At 55.2% G+C, this 22,318-nt stretch carries 24 protein-coding genes; 18 read left to right on the forward strand and 6 right to left on the reverse strand.

Features of this window, described 5'->3' with window-relative positions:
- The 3 genes from VHB22_RS04205 to VHB22_RS04215 form a co-directional block, all read left to right on the forward strand.
- Window positions 1–143 (forward strand): formate--tetrahydrofolate ligase (locus tag VHB22_RS04205; RefSeq protein WP_325455775.1); only part of this gene is annotated, 143 nt, incomplete at its 5' end.
- 60 nt (window positions 144–203) lie between these two features.
- Window positions 204–1,091 (forward strand): bifunctional methylenetetrahydrofolate dehydrogenase/methenyltetrahydrofolate cyclohydrolase FolD, encoded by an 888-nt coding sequence (gene folD / locus VHB22_RS04210; RefSeq protein WP_325455706.1) that lies wholly within the window; start codon window positions 204–206, stop codon window positions 1,089–1,091.
- A 486-nt stretch (window positions 1,092–1,577) separates the two neighbouring features.
- A complete protein-coding gene (locus VHB22_RS04215; protein ID WP_325455707.1) occupies window positions 1,578–2,903 on the forward strand; it encodes a porin in 1,326 nt (441 codons plus the stop codon).
- A 261-nt stretch (window positions 2,904–3,164) separates the two neighbouring features.
- On the opposite strand, the gene VHB22_RS04220 is transcribed toward VHB22_RS04215, so the two are convergent.
- The 6 genes from VHB22_RS04220 to VHB22_RS04245 all read right to left on the reverse strand — a co-directional run bounded on the left by VHB22_RS04220 (window position 3,165) and on the right by VHB22_RS04245 (window position 9,377).
- Window positions 3,165–3,980: a c-type cytochrome gene (locus tag VHB22_RS04220; RefSeq protein WP_325455708.1), complete on the reverse strand. Its 816-nt coding sequence runs from the start codon at window positions 3,978–3,980 to the stop codon at window positions 3,165–3,167.
- The gene (locus VHB22_RS04225) at window positions 3,977–5,602 is read right to left on the reverse strand and encodes a b(o/a)3-type cytochrome-c oxidase subunit 1 (protein ID WP_325455709.1); all 1,626 of its coding nucleotides are present in this window, start codon (window positions 5,600–5,602) and stop codon (window positions 3,977–3,979) included. Before VHB22_RS04225 ends, VHB22_RS04220 begins: the two co-directional genes overlap by 4 nt.
- Window positions 5,592–6,167, reverse strand: coding sequence for a cytochrome C oxidase subunit II (locus VHB22_RS04230; protein ID WP_325455710.1), 576 nt, complete (start codon window positions 6,165–6,167; stop codon window positions 5,592–5,594). The genes VHB22_RS04225 and VHB22_RS04230 overlap by 11 nt, the downstream gene beginning before the upstream one ends.
- A gap of 186 nt (window positions 6,168–6,353) precedes the next feature.
- Window positions 6,354–7,637, reverse strand: coding sequence for a cytochrome c (locus VHB22_RS04235; RefSeq protein WP_325455711.1), 1,284 nt, complete (start codon window positions 7,635–7,637; stop codon window positions 6,354–6,356).
- Window positions 7,634–8,338, reverse strand: coding sequence for a c-type cytochrome (locus VHB22_RS04240; RefSeq protein WP_325455712.1), 705 nt, complete (start codon window positions 8,336–8,338; stop codon window positions 7,634–7,636). The genes VHB22_RS04235 and VHB22_RS04240 overlap by 4 nt, the downstream gene beginning before the upstream one ends.
- A gap of 412 nt (window positions 8,339–8,750) precedes the next feature.
- Complete coding sequence (locus VHB22_RS04245; protein ID WP_414652702.1) at window positions 8,751–9,377, reverse strand: HupE/UreJ family protein; 627 nt, start codon at window positions 9,375–9,377, stop codon at window positions 8,751–8,753.
- Window positions 9,378–9,820: 443 nt separating this feature from the next.
- Between VHB22_RS04245 and VHB22_RS04250 the strand changes: the two genes are divergently transcribed.
- The 15 genes from VHB22_RS04250 to VHB22_RS04320 all read left to right on the forward strand — a co-directional run bounded on the left by VHB22_RS04250 (window position 9,821) and on the right by VHB22_RS04320 (window position 22,238).
- Window positions 9,821–10,348 (forward strand): Lrp/AsnC family transcriptional regulator, encoded by a 528-nt coding sequence (locus tag VHB22_RS04250; protein ID WP_325455714.1) that lies wholly within the window; start codon window positions 9,821–9,823, stop codon window positions 10,346–10,348.
- Window positions 10,349–10,664: 316 nt separating this feature from the next.
- Window positions 10,665–11,288 (forward strand): ABC transporter permease, encoded by a 624-nt coding sequence (locus VHB22_RS04255; RefSeq protein ID WP_325455715.1) that lies wholly within the window; start codon window positions 10,665–10,667, stop codon window positions 11,286–11,288.
- Window positions 11,289–11,320: 32 nt separating this feature from the next.
- Window positions 11,321–12,388 (forward strand): ABC transporter substrate-binding protein, encoded by a 1,068-nt coding sequence (locus VHB22_RS04260; protein ID WP_325455716.1) that lies wholly within the window; start codon window positions 11,321–11,323, stop codon window positions 12,386–12,388.
- Window positions 12,389–12,409: 21 nt separating this feature from the next.
- Complete coding sequence (locus VHB22_RS04265) at window positions 12,410–13,258, forward strand: ABC transporter ATP-binding protein (RefSeq protein ID WP_325455717.1); 849 nt, start codon at window positions 12,410–12,412, stop codon at window positions 13,256–13,258.
- An 18-nt stretch (window positions 13,259–13,276) separates the two neighbouring features.
- Window positions 13,277–14,044, forward strand: coding sequence for a hydrogenase nickel incorporation protein HypB (gene hypB, locus VHB22_RS04270; RefSeq protein WP_325455718.1), 768 nt, complete (start codon window positions 13,277–13,279; stop codon window positions 14,042–14,044).
- Window positions 14,037–14,462 carry a hydrogenase maturation nickel metallochaperone HypA gene (locus VHB22_RS04275; RefSeq protein WP_325455719.1) on the forward strand — a complete coding sequence of 142 codons (426 nt, stop codon included), beginning with the start codon at window positions 14,037–14,039 and terminating at the stop codon, window positions 14,460–14,462. The genes hypB and VHB22_RS04275 overlap by 8 nt, the downstream gene beginning before the upstream one ends.
- A complete protein-coding gene (locus VHB22_RS04280; RefSeq protein WP_325455720.1) occupies window positions 14,459–15,523 on the forward strand; it encodes an agmatinase family protein in 1,065 nt (354 codons plus the stop codon). Before VHB22_RS04275 ends, VHB22_RS04280 begins: the two co-directional genes overlap by 4 nt.
- 31 nt (window positions 15,524–15,554) lie before the next feature.
- Window positions 15,555–16,595, forward strand: coding sequence for an agmatinase family protein (locus VHB22_RS04285; RefSeq protein WP_325455721.1), 1,041 nt, complete (start codon window positions 15,555–15,557; stop codon window positions 16,593–16,595).
- A 25-nt stretch (window positions 16,596–16,620) separates the two neighbouring features.
- The gene (locus VHB22_RS04290; protein ID WP_325455722.1) at window positions 16,621–17,064 is read left to right on the forward strand and encodes an urease accessory protein UreE; all 444 of its coding nucleotides are present in this window, start codon (window positions 16,621–16,623) and stop codon (window positions 17,062–17,064) included.
- Window positions 17,057–17,737 carry an urease accessory protein UreF gene (locus VHB22_RS04295; protein WP_325455723.1) on the forward strand — a complete coding sequence of 227 codons (681 nt, stop codon included), beginning with the start codon at window positions 17,057–17,059 and terminating at the stop codon, window positions 17,735–17,737. Before VHB22_RS04290 ends, VHB22_RS04295 begins: the two co-directional genes overlap by 8 nt.
- A 24-nt stretch (window positions 17,738–17,761) precedes the next feature.
- Window positions 17,762–18,457, forward strand: a complete 696-nt coding sequence (locus tag VHB22_RS04300) for an urease subunit gamma (RefSeq protein WP_325455724.1) — start codon at window positions 17,762–17,764, stop codon at window positions 18,455–18,457.
- Between the two features lies 1 nt (window position 18,458).
- On the forward strand, window positions 18,459–20,171 hold the full coding sequence (ureC, locus tag VHB22_RS04305; protein ID WP_325455725.1) for an urease subunit alpha: 1,713 nt from the start codon (window positions 18,459–18,461) through the stop codon (window positions 20,169–20,171).
- Window positions 20,168–20,797, forward strand: a complete 630-nt coding sequence (gene ureG, locus VHB22_RS04310; RefSeq protein ID WP_325455726.1) for an urease accessory protein UreG — start codon at window positions 20,168–20,170, stop codon at window positions 20,795–20,797. The genes ureC and ureG overlap by 4 nt, the downstream gene beginning before the upstream one ends.
- Window positions 20,775–21,644, forward strand: coding sequence for an urease accessory protein UreD (locus VHB22_RS04315; RefSeq protein ID WP_325455727.1), 870 nt, complete (start codon window positions 20,775–20,777; stop codon window positions 21,642–21,644). Before ureG ends, VHB22_RS04315 begins: the two co-directional genes overlap by 23 nt.
- 27 nt (window positions 21,645–21,671) lie before the next feature.
- On the forward strand, window positions 21,672–22,238 hold the full coding sequence (locus tag VHB22_RS04320; RefSeq protein WP_325455728.1) for an isochorismatase family protein: 567 nt from the start codon (window positions 21,672–21,674) through the stop codon (window positions 22,236–22,238).
- Window positions 22,239–22,318 lie beyond the last annotated feature (80 nt).

The raw sequence follows: 22,318 nt of genomic DNA on the forward strand, positions 1-22,318 counted from the left end.
TCCGCGAGCTGCGCTTATCGGCTGGAGCCGAGTTCGTCGTCGTCGTCACAGGCGAGATCATGACGATGCCCGGCTTGCCGAAAGTCCCCGCCGCAGACTCGATCCGCCTCGACGACAAAGGCCAGATCCAAGGCTTGTTCTGACGGACTGGGTGACCCAACTCGGTCGACCGGCAATTCTGCTCAGTTAAGAAGGCGGTTCTAATGACAGCGACGATAATCGACGGCAAATCCGTGGCAGCGAATGTGCGGCGGAATTGCAGAGCTCGTGTGGATGACCTTTGGCGCCGCTTCGGGGCATCGCCCGGCCTTGCGGTAATCATGGTCGGCGACAATCCAGCCTCAACCGTATATGTCCGCAAAAAAATTCAGGCATGCGCCGATGTGGGTATCAAATCCCACAAATTTCTGTTTTCCGCCACCGAAAGCCAAGATGTCGTAATCGCGAAAATTCAGGAATTGAGTGCTGATCCGGATATTCATGGGATTTTAGTTCAGCTTCCATTGCCAAAACACTTTGACCTTAAAGCTGTCCTCGGGGCAATCGATCGAGAAAAAGATGTCGACGGATTTCATCTCTACAATGTAGGCGGTCTTGTCGTTGGTGAAACGGTGTTCCCTCCGTGCACGCCCTACGGCGTCATGCTTCTGCTCGATAATGCTGGAGTAGAAATAGCAGGCCGTAATGCGGTCGTCGTTGGAGCGAGCAATATCGTGGGGAAGCCGATGGCCCTCATGCTCATGCAGCGCGAAGCGACAGTCTCCGTCTGCCATGTCAAAACACGCGACCTGGCTCAGTTTACAATCCTTGCAGACATTTTGATCGTCGCGGCCGGATGTCCAAATCTGATTACTGGACCGATGGTCAAATCGGGAGCGGTGGTGATCGACGTGGGGATTAATCGTCTTGCAAACGGGCAGCTTGTCGGAGATTGCGATTTCGATGCGGTGAGGAAGCGAGCTTCAATGATCACTCCGGTTCCCGGCGGAGTAGGACCGATGACGGTCACCATGCTGCTCGTCAACACCATTAATTCCGCAGCGCGATCTCTAAACCTGGCTCACGAGGATTTTGTGTTCGAAGAACTATAGCGTCGTATCGCTAGGGGCCGCATGCAAGAACGCTAAATTTCCTTTTTGAAAAAAGCCGAGGCTGGCAATGTCAGTCTCGGTCCTGCGAGCACCGATCACGCCCCATACCCTGAAGGGCCGGCGACTGCCGAATCGGGTTTCAGGCATTGGCCGGAGGCACTCCCTCTCATCGACGGATTGCAACCTGAAACCGAATTTCATTTGGCCTTCGAAAGGCTTGTGACATCCAGCACGCCTTTGTCCCCGCGTCTTCGATGGCATCGGCTTGCGCGAGGGTGGCCATTATCCGCAAATGCTGTAGAGCGATTTAAGTCCATATTCGCCAGATGATGCATGCGCCGAACGTGGGCGCTCGTGATGCAAGATAGTCACTTCGCTATAGTAGAAGAATTCGTCATACGAGCCTTCGAATTGACAGCAGGAGACAAACTCAAAAGATCACGATCAACAAAACATAATAATAGTCGTCACACAGGGGTCTGAAGAATGAGGGGCGTGCCGAAAAATACGGCAGGGTTGCTGCTGGCCGCTGCGATCATTGGGCCCGGAGGAGGCGCACCGCACGCTTACGCCGCAGATCTCGGCGGCGATTGCTGCGCCGATCTTGAAGAGCGCGTTGCCGAACTCGAAGCTACGACCGCGCGCAAGGGCAATCGTAATGTGAGCCTGACGGTTTCCGGCTGGGTCAGCGAGGAGATTGCCTGGTGGGACGACGGAACCGAAAGCAACGCCTACGTCGGAACCAATCCTGTAGAGCAGTCGCGTGTCCGCTTCGTGGGCGAAGCCCGCATATCTCACGATTGGTCGGCGGGTTATTTTCTCGAACTCGGCGTATTCGGCGGCAACGGCGGCAAATGGGCCCAGAACAATCCCGACGGCGCCAGTCCGAACAGCGTTTCGGTGCGCAAGAGCAGTTGGTTCGTCATGAACCCGAAGCTCGGACGTGTGCTGGTCGGCCAGGACGGTACCTCGACTTATCACCTGCTCGATGATTCAGACACCACGATGACGCGAAATTTCTTCGACGGCGAGGGCGCCCCGGACTACCAGGCCGGTTTCTTCGTCCGCTCGGGCGGCAGCTTCGTCGCGGCGCCGGGCGGCGGCAACCTGAAGTGGTCCGACATCATGCGCGGCTTCAATAACTCCACTCCCGGCGACGATGGACGCCGCAACATCGTCCGTTATGACTCTCCGACGATTGCCGGGTTCACGTATACGGTGACGTGGGGCGAGGACGATATCTTTGACACTGCACTGATCTACAGAGGCGGTTTCGGCGATTTTAATATCAACGCGCGGGCCGGCTATGGCCACTCGACCGACGAGAGGTCCACGGTTTGTCACTCTGGTCCGGCCGGATTCCGGGCCGACTGCGAATGGTGGGGCGCGTCGGGATTTGTCCAACACAAGCCGACCGGACTTTTTGTTTTCGCAGGCTATGGCGAGCAGAACGACAACACGCGCGCCTCCGACGCTGGCACAGACGCGGCTCTTGTCGATAAGACGGATGATGTTTGGTTCGTCCAGGCGGGCATCGAGCAAAAGTGGCTACCGCTCGGAAAGACAAACGTCTTTACGCAGTATCGTCGCGATGCGCCCGGCTCAAACGTGACCGGGGGGACGTTACGGACTCAGAATGCAGATATCGAGTACTGGTCCGGCGGTGTTGCTCAGTACCTGGATAATGCCGAGACGATGCTTTACCTCGTCTATCAACATGCCGACGGCGACGTGATTTTAGGAAACGATGTCGGGAGCACGAAGCTCGATACGATGCAACAAGTCATCGGCGGTGTGAAGGTCAACTTCTAACACACGGACGTGTCGTGAACAGTTGAACCTCCTCCCCGCCTTTGCCAAGCAGGGCGAGTTCGCCCTTCGACATCGCGGTTCGCGCTTCGCCGCGCCGGCATCTCGCGGCTTCGCCTATCGCTTTACCGAACTATGCGCACCGACACGGACCCCACGCGGAAATGGATCCGGGCCTTACCGTCCCGGACGGCTCGCTTGTAGAAATGGCAACAGCCTTGACCGGAAGCGGCAGCAGATGGACGCGCCGATGTATATATTGTGTCAGCGTCCGGTCAGCCGTGCGTGCTGTGAAAGAGAAGAATAGTAGCGCGCGGCCTCGTCTATTTCTTGAGGCGTCATTTGTCTCGCAATGTTGCGCATCTGTTGACTGATGTCGTTGTTGCGATGGCCGCTTGCGAAGGCTTGCAGCTGGGCTTTGATGTAGGCGGCCGGCTGTCCCTGAAGCCAAGGGGTTCCCGCTTTATGGTCGATGCTGCCGTGACAAGATCCGCAGGGAGGAATGTTCCGCAACGGCGCGCCGCCGCTTACGATCCGCGGCGCCGCAATCACCTGACGTGCTTGATCCTCTGGCAGCCTCGGCAAATAGGCATAGTACGATGCTACGTCGATCATATCCTGGTTCGTCAGCTTAGCAGCGAACGGGGTCATGATGGCGTTGCTGCGCGCGCCGCTTTGGAAATCTTTCAACTGTTTGTAGATGGCGCTCGCGTATTGACCAGACAGATTGGGTGCGTCCGCACGGCTGAACCCGGCCGGCCCGTGACAGATCGCACATTGATGCGCGAGAGTTGCGCCTCGTCCTATGGATTGAGCGTCGGCGGTGTCCAGCATTTCAGGCGTCACGACGACGGAAGAAATCTTGAAATTTGGAGCGACAGGCGTCGTACTTGTCGGAGTCTTTGCGATACCGGCAGCGCTGCAGATCGCCTCCCACAATCCCGCCGCCTTTACGTTCGGCTGCAGGAGCGGCAAGAGGACGAATCCGATGAAGGCCATCGTGACGAAGATCGCTGCGGTCAGAGCGATGCAGCGGATAGCCCAGCGGTCGCGGAAGATCGAGTTGCCTCCGACGCTCATCGCTCGCCTCCGACATAAATAGCCGGGACCGGCATGCCCGATCGCGTCACGAGCTCAAAAACGGGAAACCCGTAATTTGTTATCGTGAGGCCCACCATCAGTGTCACCCAGAGCGCATGGCCGTTCAGTACGGCAGGAAGTGCAACCGGCGGATGCACTGCCTTGGAGAAACGATAGGGCGGCGCATCCTCACGAGGTGCACGCTGCCCTTCGAGCAGGACGACGAAAAACAGAATTGCAGAAATGACAAGGATGAAGGCGCCGACAACGGAGATGCTGACCGATAATGCCGTCGGTTCGAGCGCGGCATTTGTGTAATCGTAATAAGCCATCCTGCGCGGCATGCCGAGAATTCCGACCCAATGCCATGGGAACGTCGTGACGATCATACCGATGAACCAGAGCCACAGCTGAGTCCGCATTAGCCTCAGGTTCGACAGCCGACGGCCGGTGAGATGGGGCCACAGATCGTAGGCAATGGCAAAATACATGATCACGATCGCGCCGCCAAAGATCAGATGGAAATGGCCCGTGATCCACTGCGTGTTGTGAATGGTCGCGTCGAGCTGATAGCTCATGTTGATCAGGCCACCGGCGCCGCCGAACCCCAACATGATGAAGGAAAAGGTGACCGCGAGCATGATGGGATTGTCCCAGGGCAATGCGGCGATCCAGCCGAATGGACCCTTTCCGCCGCGTAGTCGGCCCGCAATTTCAACAGAGGCGCAGATCGTAAAGACGGTGAGCAACGTCGGTATGGCGACGAGTGCTGTGAACGCGGAATGGATGAACTTGAAGCCCGCGCCAACCTGGGGGTCCGCGAACGTGTGATGCATGCCGATCGGCATCGACACGACCAGAAACAGGATGAACGCGATGCGGGCCATCGTATCGCTATAGACTTTTCCGCCGATCGCGCGCGGCACGATGGTGTAGTAGGCGATGTAAGCGGGTATCAGCCAGAAATAAACGATGGCGTGCAGCGTCCATGAGAAGAAGACGCGCGACAATCCCGCATCGATCGTGGAAGTGAGCCCTATGGCGGCCGGAATGATTTGGAGAAGCAACTCCAGGGCTGCGCCGACGGCTGTCCAAGCCCATAAGTAAGAGCCCGCAACATTCGCGAACATTGCCAACGGCACGGGTTTGTCGGGATTTGCCCGCTTCCAGGCGGTCAGGTTGATGGACATGAGGGCGACCCATATCCACGACCCGACGACCACGAGAACGACGCCGATGTAATAAAAGGGATTGCCGATCATCGGCGGATAGAAAGTGTAAAGGACGGACGCCAAGCCGAGTGAAACCGGCACCATGGCCGTCACTGCGCCGACGAGAACGAGCCAGAACCCGGCCCAGGCCCAACGGCGTCCTATCAGCGGTTGATTGAGCGATGTCTCGCTGATTGCGTAACCGAAGCCCATAGCCACGAGCGTCGGAAAGACATAGCCCATCACTGTGCCGTGCGCCGTCAGCGATCGGTAGTACCATTCCGGATTGCTGATCCAGGCATGAAGCGGGCTGCGGATGAGCATCTGCCAGGCGCCGAGAAGAATCGCGAGGCCAAAAACCGAGAACGCGAGCCAGAAGTGCGCAAGAATGAGCCGCTTGTTAGTCAACACAGTTCAGCCTCCGCCCCTTGGTGCTCAGTTGCAAGAAATCGAATTTATCGATGACTTTTACCTTCCCCCACATGCCTTCATGCCCGACACCGCAGAATTCATGGCAGGGCATGAGGTGCTCTCCAGGTTTATCGAACTGAACTGGCAGGTCGGAAATGTATCCCGGCACGAGCATCGTATTGATGTTGGTGCCTTCGATCAGAAAACCATGAACGACGTCGGGACTTGTTGCGCGGATGGTGACGGGCGTATTGGTTGGCACCAAGATGCACTGCGGCGTGAATGAATATTGCTGCCCGACCACGCGCACCGTTACAGAGCCATCGGGCTCGATCGCGCTTCCGAGATTACTCTCGATGAACTCGCCATTAAGATGCAGGGTTGTCGGATCGATCGTCTCGACCTGGGTCTGGGGCATCGTTGCTCGATGAATGCCGGCATATGCGGCCATCACGCCAATAAGTGCGATGATGCCGATGGAGATGGCAGCCCATCGCCGTTCAATCCGGGCAGCAACGCTCGCGCTGCCGGAATGACTGTCCGTTGACGAAGATCCGTCTGTCATCCCGTCACCCCGCGAGGGAGGAATACAAATACGTAAAAGGCGAACCAGAGTGCGATAACGATGAACGTGGAGACTCCTGCCAAGGCGATTGCGCCTTGCGGCCCCACGCTGACGATCCGTTCGAGGTCCTCGGGGCTCGCGTCGGAATCGTCTGAGGAATGTAACGGCGAATTGAGCATTGCAACCTCAATCGAGCGGTGCCGCGCGGAGCGCATTGGCTTCGTGAGCGCTGACGGCGGCGCCACGGTTTCCCCAGGCGGTTCTGATATACGTCACGACGGCGGCGACCTCATCGTCGGATAGAGACTGCGCGAAGGGCGGCATGCCGTAGGGCATTGGATTTCCCGCAGTCCCTGGTGGATAGCCGCCGTTTAGGACCATTCGGATCGGATTGACAGCGGAAGACATCTGAATGGACTGGTTACCGGCCAGAGGCGGATAATGAGGCGGTTTTCCTAGTCCCTCGGCGCCATGGCAGCTTGCGCAATGGCGATCGTAGATCGTTTTGCCCAGTACCGACAGCAGGCTGCTTTCGGACGTGGGAAGATTCGACGCCGCGGGTTGAGGCGGTGCGCCCTGTCCAAGGCTTTTGAGATAGACGGCCATGGCGCGGACGTCCTGATCGCTGAGATACTGCAGACTGTTATAGACAACCTCCGCCATCGGACCGAAAACGACGCCTCTCGCCGAGACACCGGTTTTCAAAAGGTCGGTGATGTCCTTGATGCTCCAATCACCAAGCCCCGCTTCCTTGTTTGACGTCAGCGACGGAGCGTACCAGTTCTGCATCGGAATCAGACCGCCCTGGAATGCTTCCGATTCCGAACTGCCGCCAAGCGCGTTGATCGCAGTGTGGCACATCCCGCAGTGGCCAAGGCCTTCGACGAGATAGGCGCCCCGGTTCCACTCGTCGGACTGCTTCGGGTCTGGCTTATATTCGCCCTCGTAAAAGAACAGCGTGCGCCAGCCGAGAATGAGCGAGCGGTTGTTATAGGGGAATTTGAGATCGTGCGGACGATTGGCCTGTTTAACCGGTTGCACGGTTTTCAGATAGGCGAAAATGGCGTCGCTGTCTTTACGAGTCACCTTCGTATAGGAGCCGAATGGCATCGCCGGATAGATCAAACCGCCATCGGGAAAACGGCCGTTATGCATCGTCGCATAGAAATCATCGGCGTTCCACTTGCCGATTCCGGTTTCTGGATCCGGCGTAATGTTCGACGTGTAGAGCGTCCCGAAGGGCGTCGGCATGGCACGGCCGCCCGCGAACAGCTTGCCTTCCGGTTTCGTGTGACACGCAATACAGTCGCCCGCCCGCGCCAAATATTCTCCTTGCGCGACGAGCGAAGCCGCGGGCCGCTGCGCTGATTTCGTATCTTCCGCGTAGGTTGAAGATGTTGCGGCCGCGATCGCGCCTAACCCAAAAACGAGCGCGAGGATCTTTGCATTATAGGAGGTGAAGATTGTCATTGTGGCTCGCTCCCGCATTTGAGTAGGAGCTTGTAGCTGCCTTCTGCGACCGGCCAGGGCTCGGGCGGTCCGGCGAGCGAGGAGAGGTAGGCGGCGACCGACTTGACGTCATCCTCCGTCAGATGTCCGGCCACGATTTGCATGCAATCCGGCTCAGTCGCCGTGCGCGTTCCATACCGCCAAGCCCCGAGTTGGGCGCTGATATAGCTCGCACGCAATCCGAGCAGCCCAGGGATTGCCGGCTTCATCCCCGTGAGGTGTGGACCGTGGCACCCGGAACATGCCGGAATACCTTTAGCACTGTCTCCATGCGTCACCAGTTCCTCGCCGCGCTTCAACATCTGCTTGCTGACGTCGACGACCGCAGGTGACGGAAGCGGCGGTCGTTGCGCCGCGAAATACTCAGCCATTTTCTTCAAATAGTCCTCGGGCAAATACTCGAGGAGGTAGTTCATCGGCGGATAGTGGCGCCTGCCGCTGCGGAACGCCAGAAGCTGATTGTAGAGATAGCCTGCGGGCTTGCCCGCAAGTCGTGGGAAGTAGGCATTGTCCGTCCCTTCGCCCTTGGCGCCGTGACAGGACGCGCATGCCAGCACGCGAGCTTCCATCGTGTCGGGGACCTGCTCAGCAGATTGGGCGCTTCCCATGCTCGCCAGCAGCAACGTCGATATAATCAGCCCGGCACGATAGCGACGCAGCATCAGCGGCATACCCCTCAGTGATACGGACGGCGAAGGCTAATGGTATTTGCGCGAACTCAAACCGGCAAGACATTTGCAACGCAACAAACACTAGGACTATCGAACGAGAACGTACACGCCAAGCTTGGTGCGAGCGCCGTCCGATTCTCAATTATCACAGTCTCTGCAGGCCGGCCACGATGCTCAGTTCGCGTATCGCGCATCCAGCCGGGTTGCGCTCATTGTTGACGGCCGCTTGGAAGAAGATGGTCCGTCACGCCAAGTTTTAGATACCGCGATGCTGCGCGGCCCGTATGGCGTTTGAGTCGAAATGCGTTCCGCTGAGCGAGGACAGCGTTCCATTTGGAAAAGGCCGTGGCTGACATCGCCAGCCACGGCCTAAGACTGCCAATCACAGCAGGTGACGAGCAACTCAGGCGCTGAGCCATCCCGCCAAGAGAGAAACGCCAGCCAACGCCCCGGCGATGCCAATTATCCGTTTGGACGTTGATGCTAGAGAGGGACGAAGACGGTCGAGTGAAGACCCCAAGGCAATGCCAGAGACGTGGAGCAAGCAAGTCGCAACAATAAATCCTGCCGCATATGGTAGAAAGGCCATGCCGAGCCCCGCACCTTCGTTTCCGTGTGCGTGTCCGTGAAATAAAGCGAAAAGGCCTACAAGCGACATTGAGGCAATGGTGCTCAATCGCACGCCGACCGCTATTGCGACTCCCATCACCACTACGGAAAGGCCAATACCTTCTTCCACCATCGGAAGCGGCCAACCATAATATCCGAGCAGCCCACCTAAAATCATCGTGCCAACGAAAGCGGACGGGACTAGCCAAAGCGCCCGTCCGCCAAGATTAGCCGCGTACAAACCAACCGCGACCATAGCAAGAATATGATCGATCCCTCCAAGAGGGTGGGCGAACCCCCTAGAAAAGGTATCGACAGGACCTATGCCGACATGAGCCGATGCCGGCAAAGCGGCAGCGACAAGGCACAGCGGCACGAACGCCGAGATTTTCGCGCAGTGTGCCAGGCTTGAAACTTTCATAAGAACTCCTGTTTCTTTTCGTTTCATATTCTCTGCATTTCCACCCAAGTGATTTTCCCTTTTTGCGAGGGCAAAAAGAGATTCAGTCGTCGCCGCTGCCATTCGTTGAAAGCAGTGCAGCAAATCACGTCAGTCGCTTCGCAGGCTCGTCATTCGGTAAGGCATTCTGCCAGTTCCTTTCGCTAAGTACGCTGATCGTATCGATTTATTTGGACCGCAGCTTTTTGGCTCGCTGGCGCACACAATCCAAAAGGAGCAGAACGCCATCTTCACCAGTCGCCGCAGCGCAACAACGATTTTACGATATACGCACCAAAAACTAGATTTTTATGCGATAACCGCAGTTGACAGTCAATAATTATAATGCTTTCGTAGTTTTAATACGAAAATATTTCGATATCAGTAGCGCATAAATGGGCTGCTGCGGGGGTGCTGCTGCGACGATGAAAAAGCCTACAATCTCCACCGCCCCAATTCTCGAGCTCGCGCAGAAACGCCCGGCGTCGAATGGCAATGAATCTGCGCTCGATGAAATTGACTTGGCGATTATCCGAATTCTTCAGGATGACGGTCGCGCGCCATTTACGGCGATTGCGAAGCAGCTTGAGCTATCGGAAGGCGCTGTCCGAAATCGCGTCAACAATCTCGTCGATTCAAAAGTTTTACGCATAATCGGCGTGGCTGATCCGATTGCGCTTGGGTACGATGCCTTTGCGATGGTCGGTCTGAAATTGGCGGCAGGATTCGATCCGCAGGACGCCGCTTGCTATTTCCGCGAAAGAGATGAGGTGACCTATGTCCTCTTCGTTGCGGGGCGATACGATCTTTTAGTCGAAGTCATCTGTGAGACCCACGACCAGCTCGCGCTATTCCTGCGAGAGCATTGTTACAACAGAGTCGACCTCGCGTCGGTGGAAGCGATGGTTGGTCTGGCGATGTACAAGAATATGCTGAAATGGGGGCAACCATAGTGGCCCTCATTATAAATCCAGAAGAGGTCTCCTGTATTGGCCGTAAATGGAGATTCTTTGGATGATGCCCATGCCAAAAATGTCGGCAGAGAATCATGCGACTCCGCCAACGGAGTTATCGTCTACTTCGCCCCGGCGGAAAGCTAGGGAAAAATGGCTTCAATACAATAAGCCAATTTCGAGAACTTCGTCGCTTGTTCTCGGTTGTGCTTTGTGGGCAATTTTCTTTGGCCTGTGGGAACTCGCGGACGCGAAACAGTGGGTCAACCCATTGTTCATGCCGGCCCCCCATAAGGTTCTAGCAACGCTCTATTCTATGTTTGCTCACCAGGGTTTCCTGGCCGACGTTGTGTCCAGCGTATCCCGGATCGTTGCAAGCTTTGCTCTGGCCTGCGTCGTTGCCATTCCATTGGGCGTTCTGATGGGATGTTTCAGGCCAATTAGCGCTTTCTTCAATCCATTCGTCAGCGCGTGGCGCTATTTGCCGGCTCCCGCCTTTATCCCGTTGCTCCTCATGTGGTTTGGCGCGGGTGAGGGGTCCAAATTGGCGCTTCTATTCGTTGGCGTAATTTTCTTTCTGGTCACTCTCATCATGGATCACACGCGCGCTGTACGCGCCGAGTTGATCGAGACTGCGATGACCTTGGGCGCAAGTCGAACTCAAATCCTTCGCACCATCGTTCTTCCCGCTGTCGCGCCAAAAATCCTGATCTCGATGAGGCAGATGCTCGCCGTCAGTTGGACTTATCTCGTCATCGCCGAAATCATCGCTGCGACGACGGGAATTGGTGCGGTCATGATGCGAGGTCAGCGGTTCCTCAAGGTGGACGAAATCATGGCTGGGATTCTCGTCATCGGCCTCCTCGGCCTGGCGTTCGATTTTCTATTTAGATTGGCTCACAAAAAGCTCTTTCCGTACGTTCCCGCAGAAGAAGCATAAATCACACAAAAAAACGTCTAGGGAGTTTTGTTATGCAAATCAGACTTTCTCGCTTGCTTCGACCGGTATTGCTGGCATCAGTCCTCGTTTGCTCCGCAATACCTCTACAGTCGCCTGCCTTTGCTAAGGAACAAGTTCGAATAGCAGGCCTTACGTGGCCCGGCTATGGATGGTGGCAAATTGCAAAGGCAAAGAATCTCGCTCCAGACCTGGACATAACGTACCAGACGATCGAGGACCCTTTCCAAAGCTTTAGCTTGATGACGTCAGGACAGCTCGAAATTGTTTCGAGCACTGCAGAGTTCGCTCCGATTGGCGCTTCCCAAAACATGCCGGTCCGGATGTTTGCTTACGGCAATCTTTCGCACGGAATAGATAAAATTATTGTTCGGCCCGAAATCAAAAACGCCGCGGAGCTGAAAGGCAAGAAAGTAGCGGTGATGGTCGGCGGACTGCCGCAAATCATGATGGGAATTTATTTGGAGAAGAACGGCTTGCCGTTCGACTCGGTCAACTACGTCAATGTCATTATGGATCAAGCTACAGCAGCAATGATCGGCGGCACTGTAGCAGCGGCAGAATTGTGGGAGCCATTCAGCTCTCAGACTTTAAGTGCTATTCCCGGTGCCCGCACCGTAGCTAGCACGGCAGATCCCGAGTGGGCTTCCACTGGTCTGATCGCTGACGGACATTTCATAAATTCCAATTGGGTCAAAGAAAAGCGGCCTGTTGCCTTGAAGGCAATCAAGGCGATGTACGACGCGATCGCCTGGTGGAAGAAGAATCCGAAGGAAGGAAATCAAATTATTGCCGACGGCTTGAAAATGTCCGTTGCGGATGTGGAACTCGTCCTCGGCAAAGATGGTAGCGGGCTGGATGCTGGACTTTATCCCTACACATTCCTGCAGGCTGCGCAGGCCTGTGGCGTAGCGCCGGGAGATCCGCCGTTCGGCCAAAAGAACGGACAGCTGTTCAAACATTACAAGTTGACGAATGAATGGTGGGTCAAATTTGGAGTCGTGAAGGCACTTTATCCGCCGGATAAAGCCATCGACTGCAGTCTCCTGAAAGATCTGTACGACAGCGGTTACCGCGGCTGATTAATTCGGGAAATCGCGACGATGCATTCGAATATTGCACAGATATCACCGAACTCGGACGCGGCATTCAAGCTCAGCGTCAAGCACATCGGCAAGCGTTTCCGTATGGATGCGAGTACGGAAATCGACGCGGTCAGCAATGTATCTTTTGACGTCAAAGAAGGCGAGATTTGCGCACTTCTTGGACCATCAGGATGCGGAAAGTCGACCGTATTGCGGATGATCGCAGGGCTCGATCGGCCAACGTCCGGGGCGATGTATCTTGACGGCCGGCCGATCGATGGGCCTGACAAGTCAAGGGGAATGGTCTTCCAACGATACACCTCGTTCGATTGGATGACTGTGCAGCAAAACGTCGAATATGGAATGCGCATCAATGGCATTCCAAAAGAGCAGCGTCGCGATCGCGCCGATCAGTTTCTCAAGCTCGTCAAGCTGTCGAAATTCAAGAACGCCTATCCGAGACAGCTTTCAGGCGGCATGCAGCAACGGGTCGCCATAGCGAGAACGCTCGCCAACGGCCCATCAATCCTGCTGATGGACGAGCCGTTTGGCGCTCTCGACGCCGAAACGAAATGGCAGATGCAAGAGCTCATGATTGGCATCGTCGAATCTTCGCGCGTGACGGTGCTGATTGTTACTCACGATCTCGAAGAAGCAATTTTTCTTGCCGACCACATCATCTTCATGTCGCGTCACCCCGGCACCGTGAAAGAAAATATGTTCACTCGATTTAAGTTGGGCCGGCGCTTTGCAAATCATGAGGAAATGATGGAAGCCAGCGGCTTTCACGAGATGGAGAAAAAGCTCATGCATTTGATGCGTGACGAGACGCGAAGTGCTTTCGACGATCCAACATCGTCGGACTGATTATTATAGGAGATTACTATGTGCGGCGTATGCGGCTGCAGCAGTCACGATGGGCATGCGCAGAATGCCCAATATCACGAGCATCAGCATAAGCATTCAACGATCGAGCTTCATGCTGTTGAACTCGATATCCTCGCAAAAAATAATGCCTACGCGGCTGAAAATAGGAGGCGTTTCGAAAAAAACGGCATAGTCGCCTTCAACTTCTTGTCTAGCCCCGGAGCGGGAAAGACGACGCTGCTTGTGAAAACGTTGGCGGCGTTAAAAGCACGGCTTAGCGTCGCGGTAATCGAAGGGGACCAGGAAACGTCGATCGATGCGCATCGAATAAAGGCGGTTGGCATTCCTGCTGTGCAGATTAACACGGGACGAGGCTGCCATCTCGATGCGCATATGGTCGGTCACGCGCTCGATGAGATTCCGCTGGAACCGGGCGGAATGCTCTTCATCGAGAACGTGGGGAATCTTGTCTGTCCTGCGACGTTCGATCTTGGAGAACATCAGAAAATTGCAATTCTCTCGGTGACAGAAGGTGACGATAAACCGCTAAAATATCCTGACACGTTTGCGGCTGCGAGCACCTTGATCGTTTCAAAGTCTGATCTGCTCCCCCACGTGGACTTCGACGTCGATCGCTGCATTGAGAACGCCAGATCGATAAATCCGGACATCGGTGTTTTTACATTATCCTCTCGCAGCGGAGAGGGAATGGAGACCTGGCTCGGTTGGCTCGAAAACTATGCGCGCAGAACGTCAGCCAATACGGAAATCGCCACTCATGCATGAGCTAACGATTGCGTCTGCTTTGGTCGAACAGGTTTGTGCGGTTGCAAACGCTCGAAGAGCAACAGCAATAGCGGAAGTGAATATACGCATGGGAGTGCTGCGTGGAATCGCGCGCTCCTTGTATTTTTGCTTTCCCTCCGCTGCGCGGGGCACGCTGTGCGAGGACGCGACATTGAACATCGAAGAGGTGCCGCTTGTGGTTATGTGCAACCATTGCGACGCCGAAAAAACACCTGCAGCGCTCTACAATTTTCGCTGCCCGGACTGCGGACGTCCGACGCCGAAAGTCCTTAAGGGGCGTGAAATGCAATTGCTCTCCGTCAGCTTTGTGAGTGACGCGACGGACGACAGCCGCGATGTGGCGACCAACAAGTCACACGTCATCAGTGAAAGTTCGAGGAGTGAAAATCTTCAATGAGCAGAGACGCGTTATCCTGGGATCATATCCCGCATCAGCACCAGGGCCCGCAACAGCAGGCTGGTCCCAATGATCACGTCTACTCGCCCAAACTGCATAATGGGACGTTTAAGTCGCAAGGCATTTCAACGTTCATGGGAGCGCCCTACTGCCCGCCCGATCGTCACATCATCAAGGAGATGGGCGCCAAAGTCTGCTTCCTTGGAGTTCCGTGGGATCAGGGGCAGGTGGTCCGCGCGGGGACATCACAGGGCGCAGCCGGCATCCGCGAAGCGTCAACGCAATACTTTCCCTATATGTTCGAATATGACGTCGATTTGCTGACGTTTTTTAAAGTCGTCGATTGCGGAGATGTCCCAATCGTTCCAGGCAACAACATCAAATCGCACGAGTACATCTATCAATATATCAGCGAATGTCTTCACGGCGGCGCAAAAGTTATTCTTTGCGGCGGTGATCACTCCGTCCCCATTCCTGGGGCGCGAGCGCTTTCGGATTTTCATAAGAACGGAAAGATCGGTTACCTGCATGTAGATTGTCATCTCGACGCGGCGCCGGATTGGGCGGGCAACGCCTATACGAACTGTTCTGGCCCATCGCGTGCGCTGGATCTTCCAAATTGCAGTTCGAAGAACCTGGTTCACATGGGGTCGAGAAATGGCCTCAATCCGAAGGACTGGCACGACTTCTTCGTCGATAATGATGTCCGCTGCATGCCGATGAGCGAGGTCGTCAGTCGCGGTGTCGTCGAATGTACCAAAGACATTTTTACGCGCGCTTGGGACGGCACCGATGGGGTTTATTTTTCTTGGGATACCGATTCCATCGATTCCAGCTGCATGCCGGGAACCACAGCGCCCGAATGTTTCGGTCTCAAAGGGCGTGAAATCATTCAGTTGGCGCGGACGGCGGGCACCTACGGCGCCGATATCCTCGAAGTCTCAGAACTCTGTCCTCAATTCGATGTCAGCCACATCAGTATCAAGACAGCATGTCTGATGATTTATCATTTTCTCGGAAGCCGGGCCAAAACGCTTCGAGATCGCAATGAAAACCCATAACCCCTCAGCGCAATGTGAGAGATAGTGAACCATGAATCCTGCAAAGAGCTACGCCCATCTTTTTTCACCGCTGGGAGGAGATGACGCTGATAACTATCGTGCGCCCGGTCAGCTAACCTTTCTTCGTTCCGAGCATGTGCCGCTAGAAACGGCCGCGCTGAAAAAACACGGTGCACGCTTTGCTTTTGTCGGCGTTCCTTTCGATGAGGGCAACGTCGGCAAGCCTGGCAGCGAGGACGGTCCGCGCGAATTTCGCATCGCCTCGCAGGAATATCTCTCATATTGGTTTGAGTTTGGGGTGGATCTCAACGGGCTCGCGGTCGATTGCGGCGATGTGCCGATGCCGAAAGTCAACCCCGACACCGCGCGTGCAAAAATCTATAAAGCGGTAAAAACGGTGCTCGAAGCAGGCGTCACGCCTATTATTGTTGGCGGCGACAGATCGATTTCGATCCAGGCAGCGCGCGCGCTTTCCGATCACATCGGAAGCAAAAAGGCGATGGGTTGCCTGCATTTTGGCGCGCATCTCGATCTCGCCGACAGCTGGGCCGGAGAAAAACTGCTCAGCACATGTGCGTTCGCACGGATCACCGAGTTACCGAACGTAAGCTCGAAACATGTCGCTCACATTGGCGCGCGAAATTCGATGAATCCAAAGGATTACATCGACCTCGCGAAAGAGAGAAACATTCGTTTTTATCCGATGTTCGAAGTATTTGAGCGCGGCATCGATGCAGTCACCGAGGAAGCCGCCGAAAAAGTTTGGAAGTCGACCGACGCACAATACTTAAGTTTCAATTTCAACGTCATGGATGCGTCGGCTTCGCCGGGTGTGACGGCAGCGGAACCCGGCGGACTTGAGAGTCGCGAAATGATCCGTGTTGCCGACATTATCGGTAAGAGGAAATCGGTGAGCGTCATCGATGTTACGGAACTTGCGCCGGTTTATGACGTCAGCGGAACGACATCGCGTCTGGCCGTTTGCACCATCCTACGGCTAATGGCGGCGATGGCGCGAGCCCGCAACGAGCTTGTCGATCAGAAACTGCGCAGGTCTGACTTGGTAAGCTGACGGCAGATAGCCGGAGGATCGTGGCATGATTGTCGTCACAGAGATTGTCGGCTCCGTCACCGACGAGCACATCGCTGAGAGACTTCATCGGATCGATCATGAAGGTGGTGTTGAAGTCTTGTCGATGGCCGACACGCTTCGACGGCGATGGCGTGGAAAAACCGATCGTGGGACCGATGTCGTCATTGCCTTAAATGCGAACGATGAACTGGAAGACGGAGCGATCTTGTTGCTTGAACCAACGCGGGCAATTGTTCTGCGAACATCTGCCCAGCGTTGGATACGGGTCAGGATCCGCGATGTCGATGCGGCTGCCGAAGTCGGTTACTGCATCGGCAATCAGCATTGGCGCGTGCGTTTTGAGCCGGGCGAAATCCAAATCGCGGTAGAGGGAACGGCGAAAGAATATATCGAAAAACTCAACTCAATTCGACATCGATCGGCATTAGAGATCATATCAGATGACTAGTTTCGCGGCGAGAATGGCGGTGCTGCAGTACGGAGATAGCTTTTTCCCGTCGGGCTCCGCTTGTTTTTCTTGGGGAACGGAGTTCCTCTCGGAAAATGCCATTTTGACAACGGCCGACGATGTAAAATCATTCGTCAGAGGTCAGCTTTATGCGCGATGGGCGAAATTCGATCGTCCTGTTGTCATCGCGGCCCACAAAGCAAATCTTGACCTCGGAGCTGTGTCCGCTGTCGACAATCAGGTCGACATTCAAACGCCATCGGCAGAATTTCGTGCGGGATCACGCCGATTGGGCCGGGCAATGCTGACGATATTTGCCAAACTCGGTAGAGATGAAGCGTCCGCATATCAGAATATCGTCCTGGCCGGATCGGCATGCGGTCACTTGGCTCCAATGCAAGGGTTCTTGTGGGCGACGGCGGGATTGGATGAAGAAGACGCCGTAGCTCTGTCATTGCACACATTCTGTGTAGGCTTGTTGAGCGCCGCAATTCGGCTCGGATGTCTTTCTCACATCGAAGCACAGATGACGCTTGAAGATCTTCGCCACGAAGGGGCGCGGATAGCCCAGACCGCGGTTTGTAGCTTGGACGAAATAAGCAGTTGCGGATTCGAATCCGAGATTGCGGTCATGCGTCACGCGAAACAAGCAACTCGCATGTTTTCTAACTGAAATTGAGCAAGGACGGATCGTAAGATGTTGCTGACTCCGACCGAAAAAGAGCGCCTCACCATTTTTACCGTTGCCGAACTCGCGCGTCGGCGCAAAGCCAAAGGGCTGTTACTCAACCATCCGGAAGCCGTTGCGTACATTGTCGATGAAATTTTGGAAGGCGCGCGGGAAGGAAGATCAGTCGCAGACCTGATTTCTTGGGGTTCTACGATTCTGACAACCGACGACGTGATGCCGGGGGTTGCGACCCTTGCACCAATGATTCAGATCGAATGCACTTTTCCGGATGGCACTAAGCTCGTCACCATCCACGATCCAATACGGCCGGGTAAAGACAGCGTAGGCAATGCTGTGGAACCCGGCGAACTGATCGTCGACGATGGCGAGATCGAGATAAACGTCGGACGGCGGAAGGTCACCCTCTCGGTCGTCAACACGGGCGACAGACCGATCCAGGTCGGAAGCCACTATCATTTTTTTGAGGCGAACAAAGCCCTCGAATTCGATCGCGAAAAAGCATTTGGAACGCACTTGGATATTCCCGCGGGAACCGCGGTTCGGTTTGCGCCGGGAGAGGCCAAGGAGGTTGTTTTGGCGGAATTTGGCGGGACGGGAGAGCTCGTCGGCTTGAATAGTCTCACGGGAGGGAGCTGGCGCAGCGAAGAGATCAAGGCGCAAGCGCTGAGCAGGGCACGCGAACGCGGATTTAAAGGAGCCTAACGTGGCAAAGCTCAGCAAACGGCAATACGCCGAAATGTACGGCCCGACGACGGGCGACGCGGTGCGCTTGGGCGACACTTCACTCCTGGCCGAAGTCGAACATGATTTCGGTGTCCCGGGAGAAGAGTGTCTCCATGGTGGCGGGAAAACGTTGCGCGATGGCCTGGGCATGACGCCGGGCTACGATAGTGCAATGGGCTCGCTGGATATGCTTCTTTGCAATGCCCTCATCATCGATCCCGTGATCGGCATCGTGAAAGGCGATCTGGGCATTAAAGACGGGCGCATCGTGGGCATCGGTAAAGCGGGCAATCCGGCTACGATGGATAACGTCCATCCTCAACTCATCGTTGGTGCTGCGACGACCGTACGTGATGCCGAAGGCATGATCGCGACGCCCGGCGGCATCGATGTGCATGTTCATTTTGACTCGGCGCAACTATGCGAACATGCGATCAGCTCCGGCTTAACGACGATGATCGGTGGCTCCCTCGGTCCTATTACGGTGGGAATCGACTGCGGAGGGGCATTCAACGTTGGTAAGATGCTTCAAGCTACCGAAAATTGGCCGATCAATTTCGGATTTTTGGGTCGAGGAAATACATCGAGGCCGCGATCCATTTTCGATCAGATAAGAGGCGGCTGTATCGGTCTAAAAATCCACGAAGATTGGGGCGCGATGCCCGCGGTGATCGACACCTGCCTCTCAGTCGCCGACGAACTCGATTTCCAAGTGCAGTTGCATACCGATACGCTCAACGAAAGCGGGTTTCTGGAAGACACGTTAGCGGCAATGCGCGGGCGCACCATCCATATGTACCATACGGAAGGTGCAGGAGGCGGCCATGCACCCGATATCATCAGGGTCGCGGGCGAGGTCAACTGCCTTCCATCTTCCACGAATCCGACAAATCCCTTCACCGTGAACACGTTTGACGAGCATCTGGACATGACGATGGTGTGCCACCATCTCAGCCCGGCCATCCCGGAAGACGTTGCGTTCGCCGAAAGCCGAATCCGCGCTCAAACGATAGCGGCGGAGGATGTGCTTCACGATATCGGTGCGATTTCTATGCTTGGTTCCGACAGTCAAGGCATGGGCCGAATTGGCGAAGTTATTTGCCGAACGTGGCAGTTGGCTTCAAAGATGAAGGATCAGCGCGGTCGCCTCCCGGAAGAACGTTCGAAACGGGGCGATAACGAGCGCATCAAACGCTATATCGCAAAGTACACGATCAATGCGGCCCGCACTTTTGGGATCGATGCCCATATCGGTTCTCTCGAGCCGGGCAAAATGGCGGACGTGGTTTTGTGGCGTCCGGGTTTCTTCGGCATTAAGCCCGAAGTGGTCGTAAAAGGCGGTTTCATCTGTTGGGGCGCGATGGGAGACAGCGCCGCGAGTTTGATGACATGCGAACCTTTGGAGATGCGTCCGCAGTGGGGCGCGTTCGGCCGTGCGAAGCAAGCGCTGAGCGCATCCTTTGTCAATCCGATGGCAATAGAGGCCGATATCTCTGGCCGACTTGAACTTCACAAACCGCTGCTCGCAGCAAAGGGCACGCGAAAGCTTCACAAACAGCATATGCTGCACAATGATGTTTGTCCTGCAATTACCGTGAACCCACAAACCTTCGACGTATTTGTCGATGGCAAACTCGCTACGTGTGAGCCCGCTAAGAAACTTCCCCTCGCTCAAATGTTCATGCTCCGATGAGTACCAAGCACACACTGCCTGGCATTGCCCGTATTGGAATTGGAGGGCCGGTTGGGTCGGGAAAAACGGCTCTCGTCGAGCGCCTCATTCCTATTTTCAAAGCGCGAGACATTGAGGTCGGCGTCGTTGCCAATGATATCGTCACGCAGGAAGACGCGGAACGTATCCGTCGATCGGGTCTCATTGATCCGCAACGGGTCATGGCCGTCGAGACTGGAGCCTGTCCTCACACGGCGATACGAGAAGACCCGAGCATGAATATCCAAGCGACCGAGCATCTTATGGAGAAGTTTCCGGAGCTCGACGTCGTGTTGGTTGAATCAGGAGGTGATAACCTCGCTTCGACATTTTCACTTGAATTAGTCGACTATTGGCTTTTCGTAATTGATACGTCGGGGGGCGACGATATTCCGCGAAAGCGCGGATTGGGCATTCTGCGCTCCGATCTCCTCGTCATCAACAAGACGGACCTTGCGCCCCTTGTCGGAGCAGATCTTCAGCGCATGGTCGAAGAAGGAACGATGGTCCGCGGCGGAAGATCGCCCATGCTTACGAATTGCAAGACTGGCGAAGGCATCGAAGCAATTGTAGATCGACTGATCGATGACGTTATTTTCAAAGGTTGAATCGAATCTCGCGGCACGTCATCCGGCGTCCGCAAAGGGACACGTAAATATTAGGTTCGCCTTATCCCCTAACGGCCGAACATATTTAGCGGAGCAATACGCACAGTATCCTTTTCATATCTGTCGCCCGCAATACGTTGACGCCGACTATCCCGATCTCGCAACCCTTTATATACAGTCTTGCTCAGGCGGAATTTACGAAAGCGATCACTTGCAAATGCGTCTGCAGGCATCTACGGGTACAGCAAGTCATGTGACCACGCAGTCATCTACGGTCGTCCATAGTATGCCGGTCGGTTCGGCGCAGCAGGATGTGTTTATTGAAGCGGAAGAGGGCGCCTATATTGAATTCTTACCCGATCCTCAGGTTCTCTTTCCGGAGTCACGCTTTAGCTCTTTAATCAGAGTACAGAAAGCGCGAGGTTCTACTACTCTTGTCGCCGATGCCTTTCTCGTCCACGATCCGTCGAGCTCGGACGCGTGTTTTTCAACCTATGCAAGCGAGATACAAGTCGTATCCGAGTCCGGTGAGGCTTTAGCCATTGATAGACAGAAGATCGAGGGATCTCTATTTGCCCGTCACTGGCCAGGAATAACCGGGCATTTCTCGGCGCAAGGTTCGCTGGTGATAGTGAGTGACCGGCCATCCGATGACCTCCAAGACCGACTGCAGATAATTGACGTCGAAGGCGCGGTGATCGGCGCATCCGCTCTGCCGAGCAGTTGCGGATTGTTCACCCGCATACTCGCTAAAGATGGCATTTCGCTCAGAAGCGCAATGCATGCAATCTGGAGCACTGTTCGAACTGAGATTAAAGGCGCGGCGCCGAGGCCGCGGAGAAAATAGAAGCGACGGGAGAACAGGGACGGCCAGATGGTAACCCCGAACAGTGGTCGTTTTCCTTATACAGCCGTCGACGCGGCGCGAAGCTGTCTCCTTTTCGTTGACTTCCAAACGAAGCTGATGCCGGCCATTGCGTCATCTGACGTTATCATCGCTAATGCGCGTCGTTTGGCGCAGGCCGCTAAAATACTGAACATTTCCGTATTGCTGACCGAAGAAAATAAGGCCGGTCTGGGAGAAACAATCGCCGAGCTTGCGCAATTTTCCGATGCGGTGATCCAGAAAAGGAATTTTGACGCGACGAAAGAAAACGACTGGAAATGCGTGGTCCCACGTTCGCAGAACGACATTGTTGTTGCCGGATGTGAAGGCCACGTCTGTGTGCTGCAAACGGTTATTGGTTTGTTGAACGAAGGACGTCGCGTCCGAGTGGTTCGAGATGCCGTTGGTTCTCGCACGGACGAAAATAAAGAAGCAGGCCTGCAACGAGCGGCTCGGTTCGGTGCAGATATAGTGACGACCGAGATGGTCCTATTTGAATGGATAAAAGGCTGCGACCATGGCCATTTCCGAAATATTCTTGACCTTGTGAAGTGACGCGCAGCTCGGTTGCGGAGCCGAAACTGAAGCTTTGTATGTGATTGGAAATCGCAAGTTATAGCGAGAGAGAGGTATTT

Origin of the sequence: Hyphomicrobium sp., from assembly GCF_035548195.1 — a bacterium.
Taxonomy (GTDB): domain Bacteria; phylum Pseudomonadota; class Alphaproteobacteria; order Rhizobiales; family Hyphomicrobiaceae; genus Hyphomicrobium_B.